Origin of the sequence: Mesorhizobium sp. B2-5-4 (assembly GCF_006441095.1) — a bacterium.
Lineage (GTDB): Bacteria > Pseudomonadota > Alphaproteobacteria > Rhizobiales > Rhizobiaceae > Mesorhizobium > Mesorhizobium salmacidum.
This window is the reverse complement of record NZ_VFUR01000004.1, coordinates 1-14,652: the sequence shown is the minus strand read 5'-3', so window position 1 is coordinate 14,652 and position 14,652 is coordinate 1. Positions and strand designations below refer to the sequence as shown.

General features: G+C 61.9%; 13 protein-coding genes. 4 read left to right on the top strand and 9 right to left on the bottom strand.

Going from position 1 to position 14,652, the window contains the following annotated elements:
• The 5 genes from waaA to FJ492_RS06165 form a co-directional block, all read right to left on the bottom strand.
• Nucleotides 1-1,317: a lipid IV(A) 3-deoxy-D-manno-octulosonic acid transferase gene (gene waaA / locus FJ492_RS06185; protein ID WP_140714219.1), complete on the bottom strand. Its 1,317-nt coding sequence runs from the start codon at nt 1,315-1,317 to the stop codon at nt 1-3.
• Nucleotides 1,314-2,105, bottom strand: coding sequence for a lysophospholipid acyltransferase family protein (locus FJ492_RS06180; RefSeq protein ID WP_140714217.1), 792 nt, complete (start codon nt 2,103-2,105; stop codon nt 1,314-1,316). The genes waaA and FJ492_RS06180 overlap by 4 nt, the downstream gene beginning before the upstream one ends.
• A gap of 5 nt (nt 2,106-2,110) precedes the next feature.
• Nucleotides 2,111-2,356, bottom strand: coding sequence for a DUF4170 domain-containing protein (locus FJ492_RS06175; RefSeq protein WP_015318348.1), 246 nt, complete (start codon nt 2,354-2,356; stop codon nt 2,111-2,113).
• A gap of 76 nt (nt 2,357-2,432) precedes the next feature.
• Nucleotides 2,433-3,236 carry a 3'(2'),5'-bisphosphate nucleotidase CysQ gene (locus tag FJ492_RS06170; RefSeq protein ID WP_140769026.1) on the bottom strand — a complete coding sequence of 268 codons (804 nt, stop codon included), beginning with the start codon at nt 3,234-3,236 and terminating at the stop codon, nt 2,433-2,435.
• Nucleotides 3,223-4,566, bottom strand: coding sequence for a TldD/PmbA family protein (locus FJ492_RS06165; RefSeq protein ID WP_140507310.1), 1,344 nt, complete (start codon nt 4,564-4,566; stop codon nt 3,223-3,225). Before FJ492_RS06165 ends, FJ492_RS06170 begins: the two co-directional genes overlap by 14 nt.
• Nucleotides 4,567-4,739: 173 nt before the next feature.
• Between FJ492_RS06165 and FJ492_RS06160 the strand changes: the two genes are divergently transcribed.
• On the top strand, nt 4,740-5,150 hold the full coding sequence (locus FJ492_RS06160) for a VOC family protein (RefSeq protein WP_140507312.1): 411 nt from the start codon (nt 4,740-4,742) through the stop codon (nt 5,148-5,150).
• A gap of 25 nt (nt 5,151-5,175) precedes the next feature.
• Here the strand turns inward: FJ492_RS06160 and epmA are convergent, their stop codons facing one another.
• Entirely contained in the window at nt 5,176-6,222 is a 1,047-nt protein-coding gene (epmA, locus tag FJ492_RS06155) for an EF-P lysine aminoacylase EpmA (protein ID WP_140769023.1), read from the bottom strand.
• A gap of 198 nt (nt 6,223-6,420) precedes the next feature.
• Between epmA and efp the strand changes: the two genes are divergently transcribed.
• Nucleotides 6,421-6,990: an elongation factor P gene (gene efp / locus FJ492_RS06150; RefSeq protein WP_084636569.1), complete on the top strand. Its 570-nt coding sequence runs from the start codon at nt 6,421-6,423 to the stop codon at nt 6,988-6,990.
• A 523-nt stretch (nt 6,991-7,513) separates the two neighbouring features.
• A complete protein-coding gene (locus tag FJ492_RS06145; RefSeq protein ID WP_210241525.1) occupies nt 7,514-10,651 on the top strand; it encodes a DNA methyltransferase in 3,138 nt (1,045 codons plus the stop codon).
• 34 nt (nt 10,652-10,685) lie between these two features.
• Here the strand turns inward: FJ492_RS06145 and FJ492_RS06140 are convergent, their stop codons facing one another.
• The gene (locus tag FJ492_RS06140) at nt 10,686-11,585 is read right to left on the bottom strand and encodes an HNH endonuclease (protein ID WP_140749130.1); all 900 of its coding nucleotides are present in this window, start codon (nt 11,583-11,585) and stop codon (nt 10,686-10,688) included.
• 169 nt (nt 11,586-11,754) lie between these two features.
• Between FJ492_RS06140 and FJ492_RS06135 the strand changes: the two genes are divergently transcribed.
• The gene (locus tag FJ492_RS06135) at nt 11,755-12,297 is read left to right on the top strand and encodes a dihydrofolate reductase family protein (RefSeq protein ID WP_140749133.1); all 543 of its coding nucleotides are present in this window, start codon (nt 11,755-11,757) and stop codon (nt 12,295-12,297) included.
• A gap of 62 nt (nt 12,298-12,359) precedes the next feature.
• Here the strand turns inward: FJ492_RS06135 and FJ492_RS06130 are convergent, their stop codons facing one another.
• The gene (locus FJ492_RS06130) at nt 12,360-13,229 is read right to left on the bottom strand and encodes a patatin-like phospholipase family protein (protein ID WP_140749136.1); all 870 of its coding nucleotides are present in this window, start codon (nt 13,227-13,229) and stop codon (nt 12,360-12,362) included.
• Nucleotides 13,226-14,599 (bottom strand): pitrilysin family protein, encoded by a 1,374-nt coding sequence (locus FJ492_RS06125; RefSeq protein ID WP_140769021.1) that lies wholly within the window; start codon nt 14,597-14,599, stop codon nt 13,226-13,228. The genes FJ492_RS06130 and FJ492_RS06125 overlap by 4 nt, the downstream gene beginning before the upstream one ends.
• Nucleotides 14,600-14,652: the final 53 nt, after the last annotated feature.

Below are 14,652 nucleotides of genomic sequence, written 5' to 3'. Positions count from 1 at the left end.
CTAACGCCCGTTCGCGCCCTTCAGGCGCGCCTTGACCACCAGCGGCTGGATATAGGGTTCGAGCGATTTGAGTGTGCGTGCCAGTGCGCCGCGCATCTCATCGACAGTCGCGATTCCCGCCGCCATCATCTCGTGGCGAGCCACTTCGTTAGTCAGGAGGAAATTGACGGCGCCAGCCAGCATGTCGCGGTCGCGCACCAGCTTGGCGCCGCCGCTGTCGAGCAGGCGTTGATAGGCCTCGCGAAAATTCTGCACGTTGCGACCGGCGAGAACCGCCGTGTCGAGCATGGCCGGCTCGAGCGGGTTCTGGCCGCCTTCGGAGGTCAGCGAACGGCCGACGAAGGCGATTTCGGTCAGGCGTAGATAAAGCCCCATTTCGCCGATCGTATCGCCAAGCAGGATATCGGTGTCGGGACCGATACGGTCACCCTTGCTGCGCCGCGCGACCTTCAGTCCCATGCCGGAAATCTGCGCGGCAAGGGCTTCGGCCCGATCGGGATGGCGCGGGACGACGATTGTCAAAAGGCCGTGGTGACGCTTGTGCAGCGTCGCGTGGACTTCCGCGGCGACTACTTCCTCGCCATCATGGGTCGAGATCGCCGCCCAGGTCGGGCGAGCGCCGATCTGCCGCTGCAAAGTGGCAAGCGCCCGTTGGTCGACCGGCGGCGGGTTGGTGTCGACCTTGAGATTGCCCGACACCGTGACCGGCCGGGCGCCGAGCGCTCGAAAACGCTCGCCGTCGACGTCGGACTGGGCAACGACATGGGCCAGATTCTCGAACAACGCCTCGGCGATGTTGGCCCGCTTCTTCCACGAGGTGAACGAGCGATCGGAAAGCCGGCCATTGACCAGCACCTGCGGCACGTGGCGCGCACCGAGTTCGAGGATGGTCATCGGCCAGATCTCGGATTCGGCGATGATCGCCAGATCAGGTTTCCAGTGATCGAGGAAGCGGCTGACCGCCGGCTTCAGATCGAGCGGCACATATTGGTGGATGATGCGGTCGCCGAGCCGCTCGTCCACGACCTGGGCGGAGGTCACCGTGCCGGTCGTCAGCACGATGTTGACGCCGTAGTCGAGGATGCTTTCGACCAGCGGCACGACGGCCAAGGTCTCGCCGACGCTCGCGGCATGAATCCAGATCACCGGCCCCTCGGGGCGCGGGCGGCCGGCGACGCCATAGCGCTCGCGCCTTCGGTTGCGGTCTTCCTTGCCGCGCGAGGTGCGCCAGGCGACGTAAGGCCCGACCAGGGGATAGGCGGCTGCGCCGGCAAAACGGTATGCCGACAGCATGGTACGTGCCCAGCGGCCGCTCACCGCGGACCATCCACGAGACGGTAGGCCTCGGCGGTCGCGGCGTTGAGGGCGGCCGTCACTTCCTGGCGCTTGCGCTCCATTTCGGCATCGTCGGCATCCGCCGCCACAAAGATCGGCGTGCCGATGGTCACGGCGGAGCGGCCGAAGGGCAGGTTGATGGTGGTTTTGTCCCAGCTCTTTTCCAGCACCTTGCGGCGGCTGGTGGCGATGGCGACGGGCAGCAGCGGCCGGCCGGAAAGGCGAGCCAAAAGAACGATACCGAGCCCTGCATCGCGAGGGGTACCGTGGGGAATGTCTGCGATCATGGCGACGTTCTTGCCTGCGGTGAGCGACTTTTTGAGGGCGATGAGGGCCTTGGCCCCGCCCTTGTCGAGATGCCTGGCATTCTCGCGCCCGCCCGAACCGCGCACCGCCTCGATGCCGAATTTCTCCAGCATCAGGGCGTTGAGTTCGGCATCGGCGCTGCGCGACACCATGGCGACCAGCGGCTTGCGCTTGGGGTAATAGGCCGGCGTCAAAAGATGCTGGCCATGCCACAGAGCAATGATCCCCGGCTCGAACTCGGCATAGGCGCCGCCCGCAAAGCGGGCCGATCCGGCGACCAGGGGGCTGGTCAGGCGAACCAGCCGCACGAACTGCGCGAGCAGGCTGGCAATGGCGTTCTTGACGAATCGGGATTGCGCGAGCGGCTCGCGAATCCTGCGCCAGAAGGCCTTGGTCGTGCGGCTGCCGCCCCTGCCCGTGGGCGCGGCCTCGCTGGCTGGCTCTTTCGCCAGATCACGCTCCATCGAAGTCAACCGGCGGCCTTGCTATCGGGATCCAGCAGACGGTGCAGATGAACGACGAAATAACGCATATGGGCATTGTCCACGCTGGCTTGTGCCTTGGCTTTCCACGCGGTGTGCGCGGATTGATAGTCGGGATAGACACCAACGATGTCGAGCGCGTCGAGATCGCGGAACTCGGTGCCGCCAAGCTTCTTAAGTTCGCCGCCGAACACCAGATGCAAAAGCTGTTTCTTTCCGTCTTCCGCGGCCATGTCGGTCCTTCACATATCGTGAGTTTGTCACAGGTCTAGACCAAAGCCGCCGACTTTGGAACCTTCGAAAATGCTTTCAGCCATCCAGCCCGGCGATGACATCGACAAGCACCGCCAGCAGGTCCCCGCTGCCGGCGGCGAGCGCGCCGTGACGGATCACCTCGCCGGCATAGAGCGGCGCCCGGCCATTCGGGTCGAGCAGCTGGCCGCCCGCTTCGCGCAGGATGAGATCGGCGGCGGCAATGTCCCAGTCATGCGCGTTCGGCTTGACGAACGTTGCGTCGAGCGTCCCGTTGGCGATCATCGCCAGGCGGTAGGCGAGCGAGGGGATGTAGGGTGCCCGCTGCAGCCGCTTCTGCCAGCCGGCAGGCACCATGTCGATCAACTGCTTCAACCCTGAAATTTCAGCCTTGTCCTCAGGCTTGCGTACCGCGATGCGCTTGTCGTTGCGGAAGGCGCCCTGGCCGGGTAGCGCCCAGTAAGTCTCATCCATCGCCGGACATTCGAGCACGCCGGCGAGCGTGCGGCCAAGCTCAACGACGGCAACGCTGACGCACCAAGTGGGCTGGCCTTCGAGGAAGCCGCGCGTCCCGTCGATCGGGTCGACAACGAAGGTGCGGCGCGCCGAAAGCCGTGCCGGATCGTCGGTCGTCTCTTCCGACAGCCAGCCATAATCCGGCCGTGCCGCAAGCAGCGTCTGGCGCAGATACGCATCGGCGGCATGATCAGCTTCACTGACCGGCGAGGTACCGCCCTTCATCCAGACCTGCGGACTGTTGCCGAAGTAGCGCATGGCGATAAGACCGGCCTCGCGGGCGGCGTCGCGCAGCAGCGGCAGGTCCTGATCGGCACCGGCAGTGGTCAGGTCATGCTCCGGCAAGGGTCATGCCTTCGATCAGGAGTGTCGGGGCGGCAGTACCGAAATTGCGGTCGAGGTCATTTGCCGGCACCATGTTGAGGAACATCGTCTTCAGGTTCGAGGCGATGGTGACTTCGGCGACCGGATAGGCAAGAGCGCCATTTTCGATCCAGAAGCCGGAGGCGCCGCGGCTGTATTCGCCGGTGAGCATGTCGACGCCCTGGCCAAACACTTCGGTGACGTAGAAGCCGGTCTTGAGCGAGCCGATCAGGTCTTCCGGCGAGCGCTCGCCCGCCTCGATGGCAAGGTTCGTCGACGACGGCGAGACGGAGGAGCCGCCGCGTGCGCCACGACCGTTGGTGACGAGGCCGAGTTCCCGGGCCACCGATGTCGACAGGAACCAGTGGTTGAGGACACCCTTTTCTATCATCAGGAGCTTCTCGCCCTCAATGCCTTCGCCATCGAATGGGCGCGAGGCCTGGCCACGGCGCCGCAACGGGTCGTCGGTGACGGTAATGGCGGCAGCGGCCACCTGCTTGCCCATCATGTCGCGCAGGAACGAGGTCTTGCGGGCGACGGAAGCGCCGTTGATGGCGCCGGCGATATGGCCGGCAATGCCGCGCGCGACGCGCGGGTCGAACACCACGTCGACCGGTCCGGTCGCCGCCTTGCGCGCGCCAAGGCGGCGCACCGCCCGTTCACCGGCCTTGCGGCCGATGTCCTCGGGTGAGTCGAGATCGGCAAAATGCTGGCGCGAGGAGAATTCATAGTCGCGCTCCATGCCGGTGCCCTCGCCGGCGATCACGCTGGCCGAGCGCGCAAAGCGCGAGCCGACATAGTGGCCGAGAAAACCGTGCGAGGTGGCCAGAACCAGCCCGCCAAGCCCGGCGCTGGCATTGCTGCCGGACGAATTGGTCACGCCCTTGACGGCGAGAGCCGCCGCTTCGGCCGCAAGCGCGGCTTCTTTCAACTGGTCGGCCGACACTTCGGTCGCGTCGAACAGGTCCAGATCGCGCGTCTGCCTGGCGAGCAGCGCAGGGTCGGCAAGACCCTGGTAGGGATCCTCGGGAGACACCTTGGCCATGGCGACGGCACGCTCGGCAAGCGCCTTCGGATCGGACGCGGCGGTCGCCGATACGCTGGCCACACGCTGGCCGACGAAGACCCGCAGCGAAACATCGTCGCCCTCGGAAGCCTCGGTGTTTTCGACCTTGCCAAGCCGCACCGAGACGCCGGTCGAGCGGCCACGCACCGCGACGGCGTCCGCGGCATCGGCGCCGGCGCGTTTGGCGGCCTCGACCAGGGCCGCGACGCGGTCCGTCAATTTCGCGGCGTCCAGCTTGTCGGTCATGCACTTGATCCTGTTTCTTCAGCCTGTCCGGAAGGCAGGTGCTGCCGCACCATCTATTGTTCCAATGCCGCTTGTGCAATGGCAGAAGGGCAATCAGGATGTCGCGACCAACCGCCATCGAAGCGCCCGCAAAGAGCGGACGGCGCGGTTTTTGCCTATCTGGAGCCTTCGCCATGACGCCTTTCCATCTTGCCTTTCCGGTTCGTGATCTCGATGAAACCCGAACTTTCTATGGCGAGGTGCTGGGGTGCGCGATCGGCCGCTCGTCAGCGACCTGGGTCGATTTCGACCTTTACGGTCACCAGATGTCAGCGCATTTGCGCCCCGCGCAAGCCGCCAGTGACGGCAAGGTCGACGGTATCACCGTGCCGATCCCGCATTTTGGCGCTGTGCTCTTGATGGACGACTGGCAGCGCCTTGCCACTCGGCTGGAAGCGCGCGACGACATAGACTGGCTGGAGCGGCCAATGGTGCGTTTCAAGGGGGAGCCCGGCGAACAGGCGACATTGTTTATCCGCGACCCCTCTGGCAACGCCTTGGAATTCAAGGGCTTTCGCTCGCTCGAGCAGGTTTTCGCGCATTGAAGTCAGAGGGGCAGCAGCCTGTCGCTCAAGATGCCGCGACCGGCGTCCAGATCACGTCCTCGATCTTGTGAGCGCCGGTCGCCAGCATCACCAGCCGGTCGAAGCCAAGCGCAATGCCGCTGGCCTGCGGCATGATGGCAAGGGCGGCGAGAAAATCCTCGTCCAGCGGGTAGCGCTCGCCATAGACGCGCTCTTTCTCGTCCATCTCGATGATGAAGCGCCGGCGCTGCTCGGCCGCGTCGGTCAACTCGCCAAAGCCGTTGGCGAGCTCGACGCCGCAGCAATAGAGCTCGAAACGTTCGGCGACGCGTGGATCTCCGGGGCCCGGCCGGGCGAGTGCCGCCTCGGCGACCGGATATTCGCACAGGATGGTCGCCCGCCCCTGCCCGAGAAGCGGCTCGATCTTTTCCACCATCACGCGGCTGAACAAATCCGCCCAACTGTCGTCGGGCGCGGTGCGCAAGCCGGCCTGGATCAGTGCGGCATGAAGCGCGTCCCGGTCCGTGCCGCCATCGACGGCGACCGTGGCCAGCAGATCGATGCCGGCATGGCGGCTGAAGGCATCCGCCACGGTCAACCGCTCCGGTTCGGCAAACGGATCGCAGTCGCGGCCCCGGAAAGAAAAGCGCGCGGCTCCTGCCCTCGTCGCGGCCAACGCCAGCAGCGCGGCGCAATCGCGCATCAGCCTCTCATAGGTCTCGCCCACCCGGTACCATTCGAGCATGGTGAATTCGGGATGATGCAAGGGGCCGCGCTCACGGTTGCGATAGACCGGACCCAGGCTGAAAATGCGCTGTTCGCCTGCGGCGAGCAGCTTCTTGCAGGCGAATTCCGGCGAGGTGTGGAGATAAAGCGGCGATCGGGCGCCATCCGGCCCGACCGCCTCCGTCGCGAAAGCCGCCAGATGCGCCTCGTTGCCGGGCGAGACCTGCAACGCGGCCGTCTCCACCTCGATGAAGTCGTTGCGGGCGAACCAGTCGCGCAAGGCAGCCGTCAGCCCGTTGCGCAGCATCAGGCGCGGACGGCGGTCGGCATGGACATGCGGCGTCCACCAGGGCGACGCTGCGGTCATGAGCGGATTGAAGGCATGCAGGTGCCCCCCATGTCAGTTCGCCCCATGTCAGTTCGCCCCATCTCAGATCGCCCCAGGCCAGTTCGCCGGGGCCAGTTCGCATTGGGGGGCTGGCGGTTCGCGCCAAGATGCGCTAGGCCCCCATCCAGCGCCGCACAAGCCGGCAAACGCCAGTCAAACCTCGCAGGATTTAAAACCGTGGTGAAAGTCATCGCCAGTTCGCTCCGCAAAGGCAATGTCGTCGACAAGGACGGCAAGCTTTATGTGATCCTCTTTGCCGAAAACATCCACCCAGGCAAGGGGACGCCGGTGACGCAGCTCGACATGCGCCGCATCGGCGACGGGGTGAAGGTTTCGGAGCGCTACCGCACCACCGAACAGGTGGAGCGCGCCTATGTCGAGGAGCGTGAGCACACCTTCCTCTACGCCGACGGCGAAGGCTATCACTTCATGAACCCGGAAACCTACGACCAGGTGGCGGTGTCGGAAGCCGTGGTCGGTGACGCGGCGCCCTATCTGAAGGAAGGCATGCCGGTGCAGGTGTCACAGTTCAACGGCATCGCGATCTCCCTGGTGCTACCGCAGCGCGCCACCTTCGAAGTGGTCGAGACCGAGCCGACGACCAAGGGCCAGACGGCATCGTCCTCCTACAAGCCGGCCGTGCTCTCCAACGGCGTGCGCACCACCGTGCCGCCCCACATCGCGCCCGGCACCCGCGTGGTGGTGATGACGGCCGATGGATCCTATGTGGAGCGGGCGAAGGACTAACTAGCTACGTCCTTGAACCCCAAAAGACTTGCCGCAGAGGCGTCTACGCAACTATTGGATAGATGTGTGCTGAAGACCTCAGCATGCGCTGGCGATGATACTGATTGGACTATGTAGGCTGCGCGCCTGAAGCCATATCGAATGCTCCCTCAGTTGGAAGCATTTTTCTGGAACGCTGCTTTGTCGCGTTTTCGATCCAATGGTCAGCAAGTGCTTTGATGCGGCAGCAACACGGTGGGGCAACTCCTCGAGTTCGCAGAGCTGAGCTAGACGAGCAACTGAATCGCCCCCTCGATGCATTTAGGCAGTAGCCTCTTCGTAAATCTGATACCAAAGCTCGTCTGACAGTAACGCTCCCGGATCGAATAATTCTATCGCCAAAACCACGAACCTGCAACTCGTTTAACAAAGTAACTCCGGTCCCGATTCACCCTATTCCTCTCCTTAATTTGACTCCCTAGGAAATTTGCTCAATTGTTAGCGTTCCGCCTCAGTTAAAGGCGGTGGCGGAGGGGAGTTCGTCATGAGTTCGCGTGCTGGTGCGCTCGCACCAATGATGACGCCTATTGCGTTCATCAAGAAGTGGAAGAAAACCTCGCTGACTGAGCGCCAAGCAGCCCAGGAACACTTCATCGATCTTTGCGCGCTCCTCGGCCATCCAACGCCAACCGAAGAAGATCCCAAGGGTCAGTTCTTTGCCTTCGAGAAAGGCGCAACCAAGGTGGCGGGCGGACGTGGCTTCGCTGATGTCTGGAAAAAGGGCCACTTTGCATGGGAGTACAAACGAAAGAACGGCAATCTCGACGACGCCCTTCTGCAACTCGTCCGCTACGCACCGGCTCTACAAAGTCCGCCACTGCAGGTGGTTTGCGATATCGAGCGCCTCCGAATCCACACGGCTTGGACGAACACGGTGCCGGTGACCTACGAGATCACGCTTGACGATCTGGCCGCCCCAGCGCCACGCGAAATTTTGCACAATGTCTTTTATGATCCCGAAAAACTGAAGCCGACCAAAACGCGTGCAGCCGTAACTGCCGAGGCGGCCGATAAATTCTCGACCATTGCGCTACGTCTGCAGGGGCGCGGCACACCCGATGAAATCGCTCATTTCGTCAATCAGCTGGTGTTTTGCTTCTTCGCTCAGAGCGTGAAGTTGCTGCCCGACGGCTTATTCACCAAACTTCTGAGGCGTTCCGCCCAGAACCCTGAAAGAGCAAAGAGCTACCTCAGCAAATTGTTCGAGGCTATGGAAGGCGGCGGCGAATTCGACCTCACCGAAATCGCTTGGTTCAATGGGGGACTTTTCGACGGCAGCCGCGCCCTGTCGCTCGACGATGGCGATGTCGGGTTGCTGGTTGCTGCCGACAGCCTCGATTGGAGCCTGATCGACCCAACGATTTTCGGGACGCTATTCGAGCGCTTCCTTGACCCCGACAAGAGATCACAGATCGGCGCGCACTATACCGATCCCGATAAGATCATGAAGCTGGTGGACCCTGTCATTCTGAGGCCACTTCGGGCAGAATGGGAGGTCGCTAAGCATCAGATCGCTGCGCTGCTCAATGGCGACCACTTGCCGCCAATGCGCAAGAAACCACACAGGCGCATGACTCGGAAAGAGGCTGCCGAGGAGGTCCGTTCCCAATTTCTGGAACGCCTGCGCAATTTGCGCATTCTCGATCCGGCATGCGGGTCGGGGAATTTTCTTTATCTTGCCCTGCAGGGTGTCAAGGATATCGAAAACAGAGCCAACCTCGAATGCGAGATACTCGGCCTTAACCCGCAACTGCCCCTCGTCGGTCCCGAAATCGTTCGTGGAATCGAGATCAACACACCGGCGGCCGAGCTCGCCCGCACCACAATCTGGATAGGCGACATCCAGTGGCAGTTGCGCAACGGTATCCGTTCGAAATCGATTCCAATCCTTCGTAAACTCAAAGCAATCGAAAAAGGCGATGCGCTCGTCAAGGCTAGATTGTCCCCTCTCTATGACGAGACCACCGCGCCGAAGAATAGTGATCTAGAGGGTGCGGCAACCGGCTCAAAGTTCGTCGAGGCTGATTGGCCCGAGGCGGAATTCATCGTTGGAAACCCTCCATTCCTAGGCATACGACTAATGCGTCACGGTTTGGGCGACGAAACCGTGGATCGCCTGTTCGATGTCTATGATGGCCGCGTTTCGCGGGAAGCCGACCTCGTCTGCTATTGGTTTGAAAAGGCGCGCGCCGCCCTCAAATCCGGTCGTTCGCGGCGTGTCGGACTCGTCGCTACCAATTCGATTCGTGGAGGTGCCAACCGAAAAGTTCTTGATCAGATCGCAGCCGAGAGCCGCATTTTCGACGCTTGGAGCGATGAGCCATGGATCGTCGACGGTGCGGCCGTTCGTGTGTCGCTTGTATGCTTCGGGCAAGGTGAAGATATCTTGCGGCTTGATGGCAATGATGTTGCCGAGATCAATCCGGATCTTACCGCCGGCGTTACGAACCTCACCCGCGCCCACCGGCTCGCAGAGAATCTCAACGTTGCGTTTATGGGGGATACGAAGGGCGGCGCCTTTGACATTCCGGGTGAGCTTGCGCGTGAGTGGCTGCGGCTTCCCCTCAATCCCAACGGCAAACCCAATTCAGATGTCCTGCACCCTTGGCGCAATGGAATGGACGTCACGCGCCGTGCTCGCGATATGTGGATTGTCGATTTTGGTTCGGAACTGTCGGAACAGGGAGCCTCTCTTTACGAAGCGCCATTCCAGTACGTTAAAGAGCATGTGCTTCCCGAAAGAGCTCAAAATAGGCGAGATGCTTATCGTGAACGCTGGTGGCGACACGTCGAACCTCGACCTGCAATGTTGGCCAAGATATCATCACTAAGACGGTACATCTTGACGCCCCGTGTAGCCAAATACCGAATATTCGCTTGGGTGGACAGCACAGTTCTCTCGGATAGTGCGACAATAGCGATTGCGCGCGACGATGAGATGATTTTCGGAATTCTCCATTCCCGATTTCACGAAATGTGGTCCTTGCGGCTGGGAACATGGCTCGGGGTGGGCAACGATCCACGCTACACGCCTACAACTACGTTCGAAACCTTCCCATTTCCAGACGGACTCACGCCAAATATTCCCGTCAAGCATTACGTGGGCGACACACGAGCAATTGCCATCGCCAGGGCCGCCAATCGGCTTGATGAACTGCGAAATGCTTGGCTAAACCCAGTCGATCTTGTTCGCATCGAGCCTGAGATCTTGACTGGCTACCCGGATCGGATCCTGCCCAAGGACACCGTTGCGGCAGCTACTCTTCAAGAGCGGACTTTGACCAATCTGTACAATCGGCGCCCTCAGTGGCTTATCGATGCGCATCGCGAACTCGACGCTGCTGTTGCTACCGCCTACGGTTGGCCAACGGATATTTCAGAAGAAGACGCTTTGGCAAAGCTGCTTGAGCTCAATCTTGCTCGTGGCGCAGCAACTGTGGCATCCTTCCCGGCACGGCGGACAAAAAAGACTCGGCCCAGGACACCGGAAGAATTGCGCGCGCAGCCACAATTGCTGTTGCCAATTCCTGGCAAGATACGAGAGCAAGACGTCGACATTGAGAAAGTAGCAGGACAAAGCCCAGTAGTAGCGGTAGGCCTCGACAAGCGCCAAACCGGTTAACGTAGAGATACAAGCGTGGCAGCGGGGCGCCGCCTCATTGCTTAAAGCAGTGCTCGCGGTGCCATTGCAGGAAATGGGGATGCGGGCGTTCGAGCGGCCGGCGAGGCGGAAGCGCGCGGCGGGTCTTGTTTACGAACCCTCGCACGCTCTCAAGGTCATTGACCTGCCGCGAGATCAGGATTTCCAGATCGTCGGAGAGGCTGATCAGTCCGCGATCGAACATCCAATGCGCGGTACCTGATAGTGCGAGCCCATTGTTGACGATGTCGGGTCCTTTCTTTTCGACCGGTCGAATATGTGCCGCGGCAACTTCCGCCCGACCACCGCCATTTATCAATTTCAGTCCCGTGATCGCGCAACGCTCATCATAGGCGCGCAAGACGATGCGACGGAAAATGCCGTCCCGCACGATTCGCGATCCGATGTAACTTATGCGGTCGCGGCTGTGCTCGAACTGGAACGGGGCTTCTTCATCCTGAAACCCGGATGAAATGCCGATCTCGTCGACGCGTGGCAGCAGTGGCTCACGGGCGTCAAGGCCCAGATCGAGAATGCGGTTGAAGTCGCTCGGGCTGATCGGTCGGACGGCCGATTGAGCGCGACCAGAAATCCGTCCTTGGTCATTAAGCAAACCTCGTTCAACGAGCCCGTCCATCCCATTGAATGGAACGGGATTGGCGAAATCGAGGTATGATCCCGGCTCGATCAAAGCGAGATACATACCAGGCGCCACGGGATCAAGGATAACCTGCTGGACTTTCGCCAGGGCGAAATAGCCACGGGTATCGTCTACCTTGCTAGGTTCATAGTAGATGATCCAATCGCCGACACATGCTTCCACACGGCGCAGATACTGGCTGGGGAACTGATATCGCTCAGCGGGGCTGTCATCGTAGATCGAATCTGAGCGGTGGATGAAGACCCCGAATCCCATGATCTTCCTACAGCTTTGGGAATATCAGCTGAGATGTAGCACCAAAATGCGACTTTGGAGTCTGGTTCAGGCTAGGGAAACTCCTTCTCTGACAAACCACCCCCGATTTTTCAGAGCATGTAGCAAAAGGCCCATGCGGTTCGTCCTTTGAGCGAAGCAGGAGAACGCCATGCGAAAACTCATCGTCACGGAATTCATCAGCGTCGACGGCATTGCCGAGGTCGAGAAGCTGCCCGGCGTGACCTGGAACGACGAGATGAACAGGTTCAAGGAGGATGAACTTGCCGACAGCGGCGCCATGCTTCTGGGGCGCACGACCTATGAGATCTTTGCCGGCTCATGGCCCAAGGAAACCGGGGATTTTGCCGACCGGTTCAACGCTCTGCCGAAATACGTCGCCTCGACCAGCCTGAAGGCGCTCGACTGGAAACCGGCCGAATTGCTCACAGGCTCGCTGCCGGACGCGGTGAGGACGCTGAAGGAAGGCAGCGGCGGCAACATTTATGTGCATGGCAGCCTCAGCGTGGCGCAGGACTTGCTGCGCCACGGGCTGGTCGACCGCGTCAGGCTGCTCAGCTATCCCGGCGCCGTCGGCCAGGGCAAGCCGCTGTTCCCGCCGGGCGAACAAGTGCCGCTCGAGCTGATTTCGGCCACGCCCTTCAGCAACGGCGTTGTGGCGCTGGAGTATGCGCCGGTGACGGCGAAGTCATAGCGGGTTCCAGGCTGGATGACACAGAGTTCGACACAGGACTGCCAATTGCGGCGTCCCGTCGCTCAACCGGCCTTTTTCCCTCGCCTCCCCTTGATGGCAGCGCCACTGCGCGCCTCAATCACCCTTGCCACTTCGCGCTTCAGCTGATCCTTGATCTCCACCGTCTCGTTCATCAAGGCATCGATCTTCAGGAAATCGAGCACCCGGTATTTGGACACCGCCGGACGGACCAGTATATCGGGCTGGCACTGTTTCAGCTTGTTGGCGATGATCGACTGCATCATCAGCTGCGTGGCGCCGAACATCAGGTCGACGGAGGTCGGCTGTTTTCGGTCGGCCTCTTCCGGCGCGCCGACCACGTCGACGCCGATGATGATGTCGGCATCCTTCTCGATCAGATCGAACGGCACGGGGTTGTAGATGCCGCCGTCGATCAGCAGTCTGCCGTCACGCATCACTGGGCGGAAGACGGCGGGGATGGCGGCCGAGGCGGCAAGGGCCGAGTGCAGGTCGCCATCGTCGAACACGGCGAGCTTGTGGCCGAAATAGTCCGTCGCTGTCACCTTCAGCGGGATTTTCAATTCGGCGAAGGTTTCGGGAATGGCTTCGGGCAAAAAGGCCTTGAGGATGCGCTCGACATTGAACTGGCTGACCCGGATGCCATTTTGCATGGCTTCCGCGATCGTGCCTGGCCGCGCCCGCCACATGCGGCTCGCCACCTGGGCGCGCCGACCGAGGATCGAGCGGGCGTAGTCGTGCATGTCCTTGCCGGTCATGCCCGAGGCCATGCCGGCGCCCATGACGGCGCCGATCGAGGAGCCGGCTATCGCCACCGGCTTGATGCCGAGCTCGTTCAGAGCCTCGATGACATGGATATGCGCCAAGCCGCGCGCGCCGCCGCCACCGAAAGCTATGCCGAAAGTCGGGCTCACCCCTTGCCGGCTCCCGCCAGCGGCGGTCCGACCACCATGATGGTCGGCTCGGCGGTCAGCAGCTTCTTCGCCGCCGCCTTGACCTGATCGAGCGTCACCGCGTTGATATAGCCGGTACGGCGCTGCATGTAGTCGATGCCGAGATCGTCGAGCTGCAACTCGACCAGCGTCGCGGCGATGGCACTCGACGAATCCAGATTGCTGATGGCATAGGCGCCGATCAGATATTTCTTGGTCGCCGCCAGTTCGGCCTCCGTCGGGCCGTCCTGCGCTAACCGCTTGACGACGTCGCGTACGATGCCGAGCGTCTCGGCGGCGCGGTCGGAACGCGTTCCGGTCGTGACGATCAGCGCGTCGGCGTGGTCCTGGTTTACCAGCGAGGAATTGACGCTGTAGGCCAGCCCGCGCTTTTCGCGCACCTCCTGGAACAGGCGCGAGGTAAAAGTGCCGCCGCCAAGGATTTCATTCATCAGCGCGGTCGGGAAGAAATCCGCCGACTTGCGCTTCACGCCGGGCCAGGCGAGCTGCAGCGAGGTCTGCGGCAGGTCGTAATTGACCTCGATATGCTGCGCCAGCCTGGGCTCGATATCGGCGACAGGGGCGAGCGTCTGGTTCTGCGGCAGATCGCCGAACACCATGTCGAGCTTCTTCTTCAGCGTCTCGGCGTCGATGGCGCCGACCACGGCGACATGCAGGCCGCCCCGCCCGAACACCGCCTTGTGCAGAGCCTTGAGATCGGCCTGGGTGATGGCGGCGATGCTCTGCCTGGTGCCCTGATCGGAGCGCGAATAGGGGTGGTCGCCATACACGGCGCGCGCCCATCGGTTCTGTGCCACCGTGTCCGGGTCGTTCTCGTTGGCGATGATGCCGGACAGGACCTGGGCGCGGATGCGGTCGATCGGCGCCTGGTCGAAGCGCGGCTCGTTGACCGCCAGCCGCAACAGGTCGAAGGCTTCGTCGCGCTGTTCGGCCAGCAGACGCATGGAGCCGTAAATGCCATCGCGGGTCGCGTCGAAGCTCATTTCGGCGCCGGCATCGTCGAGCTTGATCTGGAAGGCTTCCGAATCGAGCGGGCCAGCGCCCTCGTCAAACAGGCCGGTCATCAGATTGGCCAGGCCTTCCTTCCCCACCGGATCTTGAGTCGAGCCGCCGCCGAAGGCGAAACGGACGGCGACGATCGGCACGGAATAGTCCTCCACCAGCCAGGCCGTGACGCCCTTCGGCGAGGTGACGGACTGGATCTCCATGGCGTGGGCGGCAAGCGCCGGCAGGATCAGGAAGAGGATGGAGAGGAATAGGGTGACAAGTGGCGCGAGGAAGCGAGCCTCCTTCCCTTCTCCCCTTGAGGGCCTGTTGCGCAATTCTGGCATTGTGATTCACTTCGATTATTGCTCGGAGGGATTTGCGATGGCGGTGAAGCGGA

Bases quoted from the DNA above. Each gene is read 5' to 3' on its own strand.
- FJ492_RS06160 (WP_140507312.1), top strand. From the start codon at position 4,740: ATGACGCCTTTCCATCTTGCCTTTCCGGTTCGTGATCTCGATGAAACC.
- FJ492_RS06135 (WP_140749133.1), top strand. From the start codon at position 11,755: ATGCGAAAACTCATCGTCACGGAATTCATCAGCGTCGACGGCATTGCC.
- FJ492_RS06125 (WP_140769021.1), bottom strand. From the start codon at position 14,599: ATGCCAGAATTGCGCAACAGGCCCTCAAGGGGAGAAGGGAAGGAGGCT.
- FJ492_RS06145 (WP_210241525.1), top strand. From the start codon at position 7,514: ATGAGTTCGCGTGCTGGTGCGCTCGCACCAATGATGACGCCTATTGCG.
- FJ492_RS06175 (WP_015318348.1), bottom strand. From the start codon at position 2,356: ATGGCCGCGGAAGACGGAAAGAAACAGCTTTTGCATCTGGTGTTCGGC.
- epmA (WP_140769023.1), bottom strand. From the start codon at position 6,222: ATGACCGCAGCGTCGCCCTGGTGGACGCCGCATGTCCATGCCGACCGC.
- FJ492_RS06140 (WP_140749130.1), bottom strand. From the start codon at position 11,585: ATGGGATTCGGGGTCTTCATCCACCGCTCAGATTCGATCTACGATGAC.
- FJ492_RS06180 (WP_140714217.1), bottom strand. From the start codon at position 2,105: ATGGAGCGTGATCTGGCGAAAGAGCCAGCCAGCGAGGCCGCGCCCACG.
- FJ492_RS06165 (WP_140507310.1), bottom strand. From the start codon at position 4,566: ATGACCGACAAGCTGGACGCCGCGAAATTGACGGACCGCGTCGCGGCC.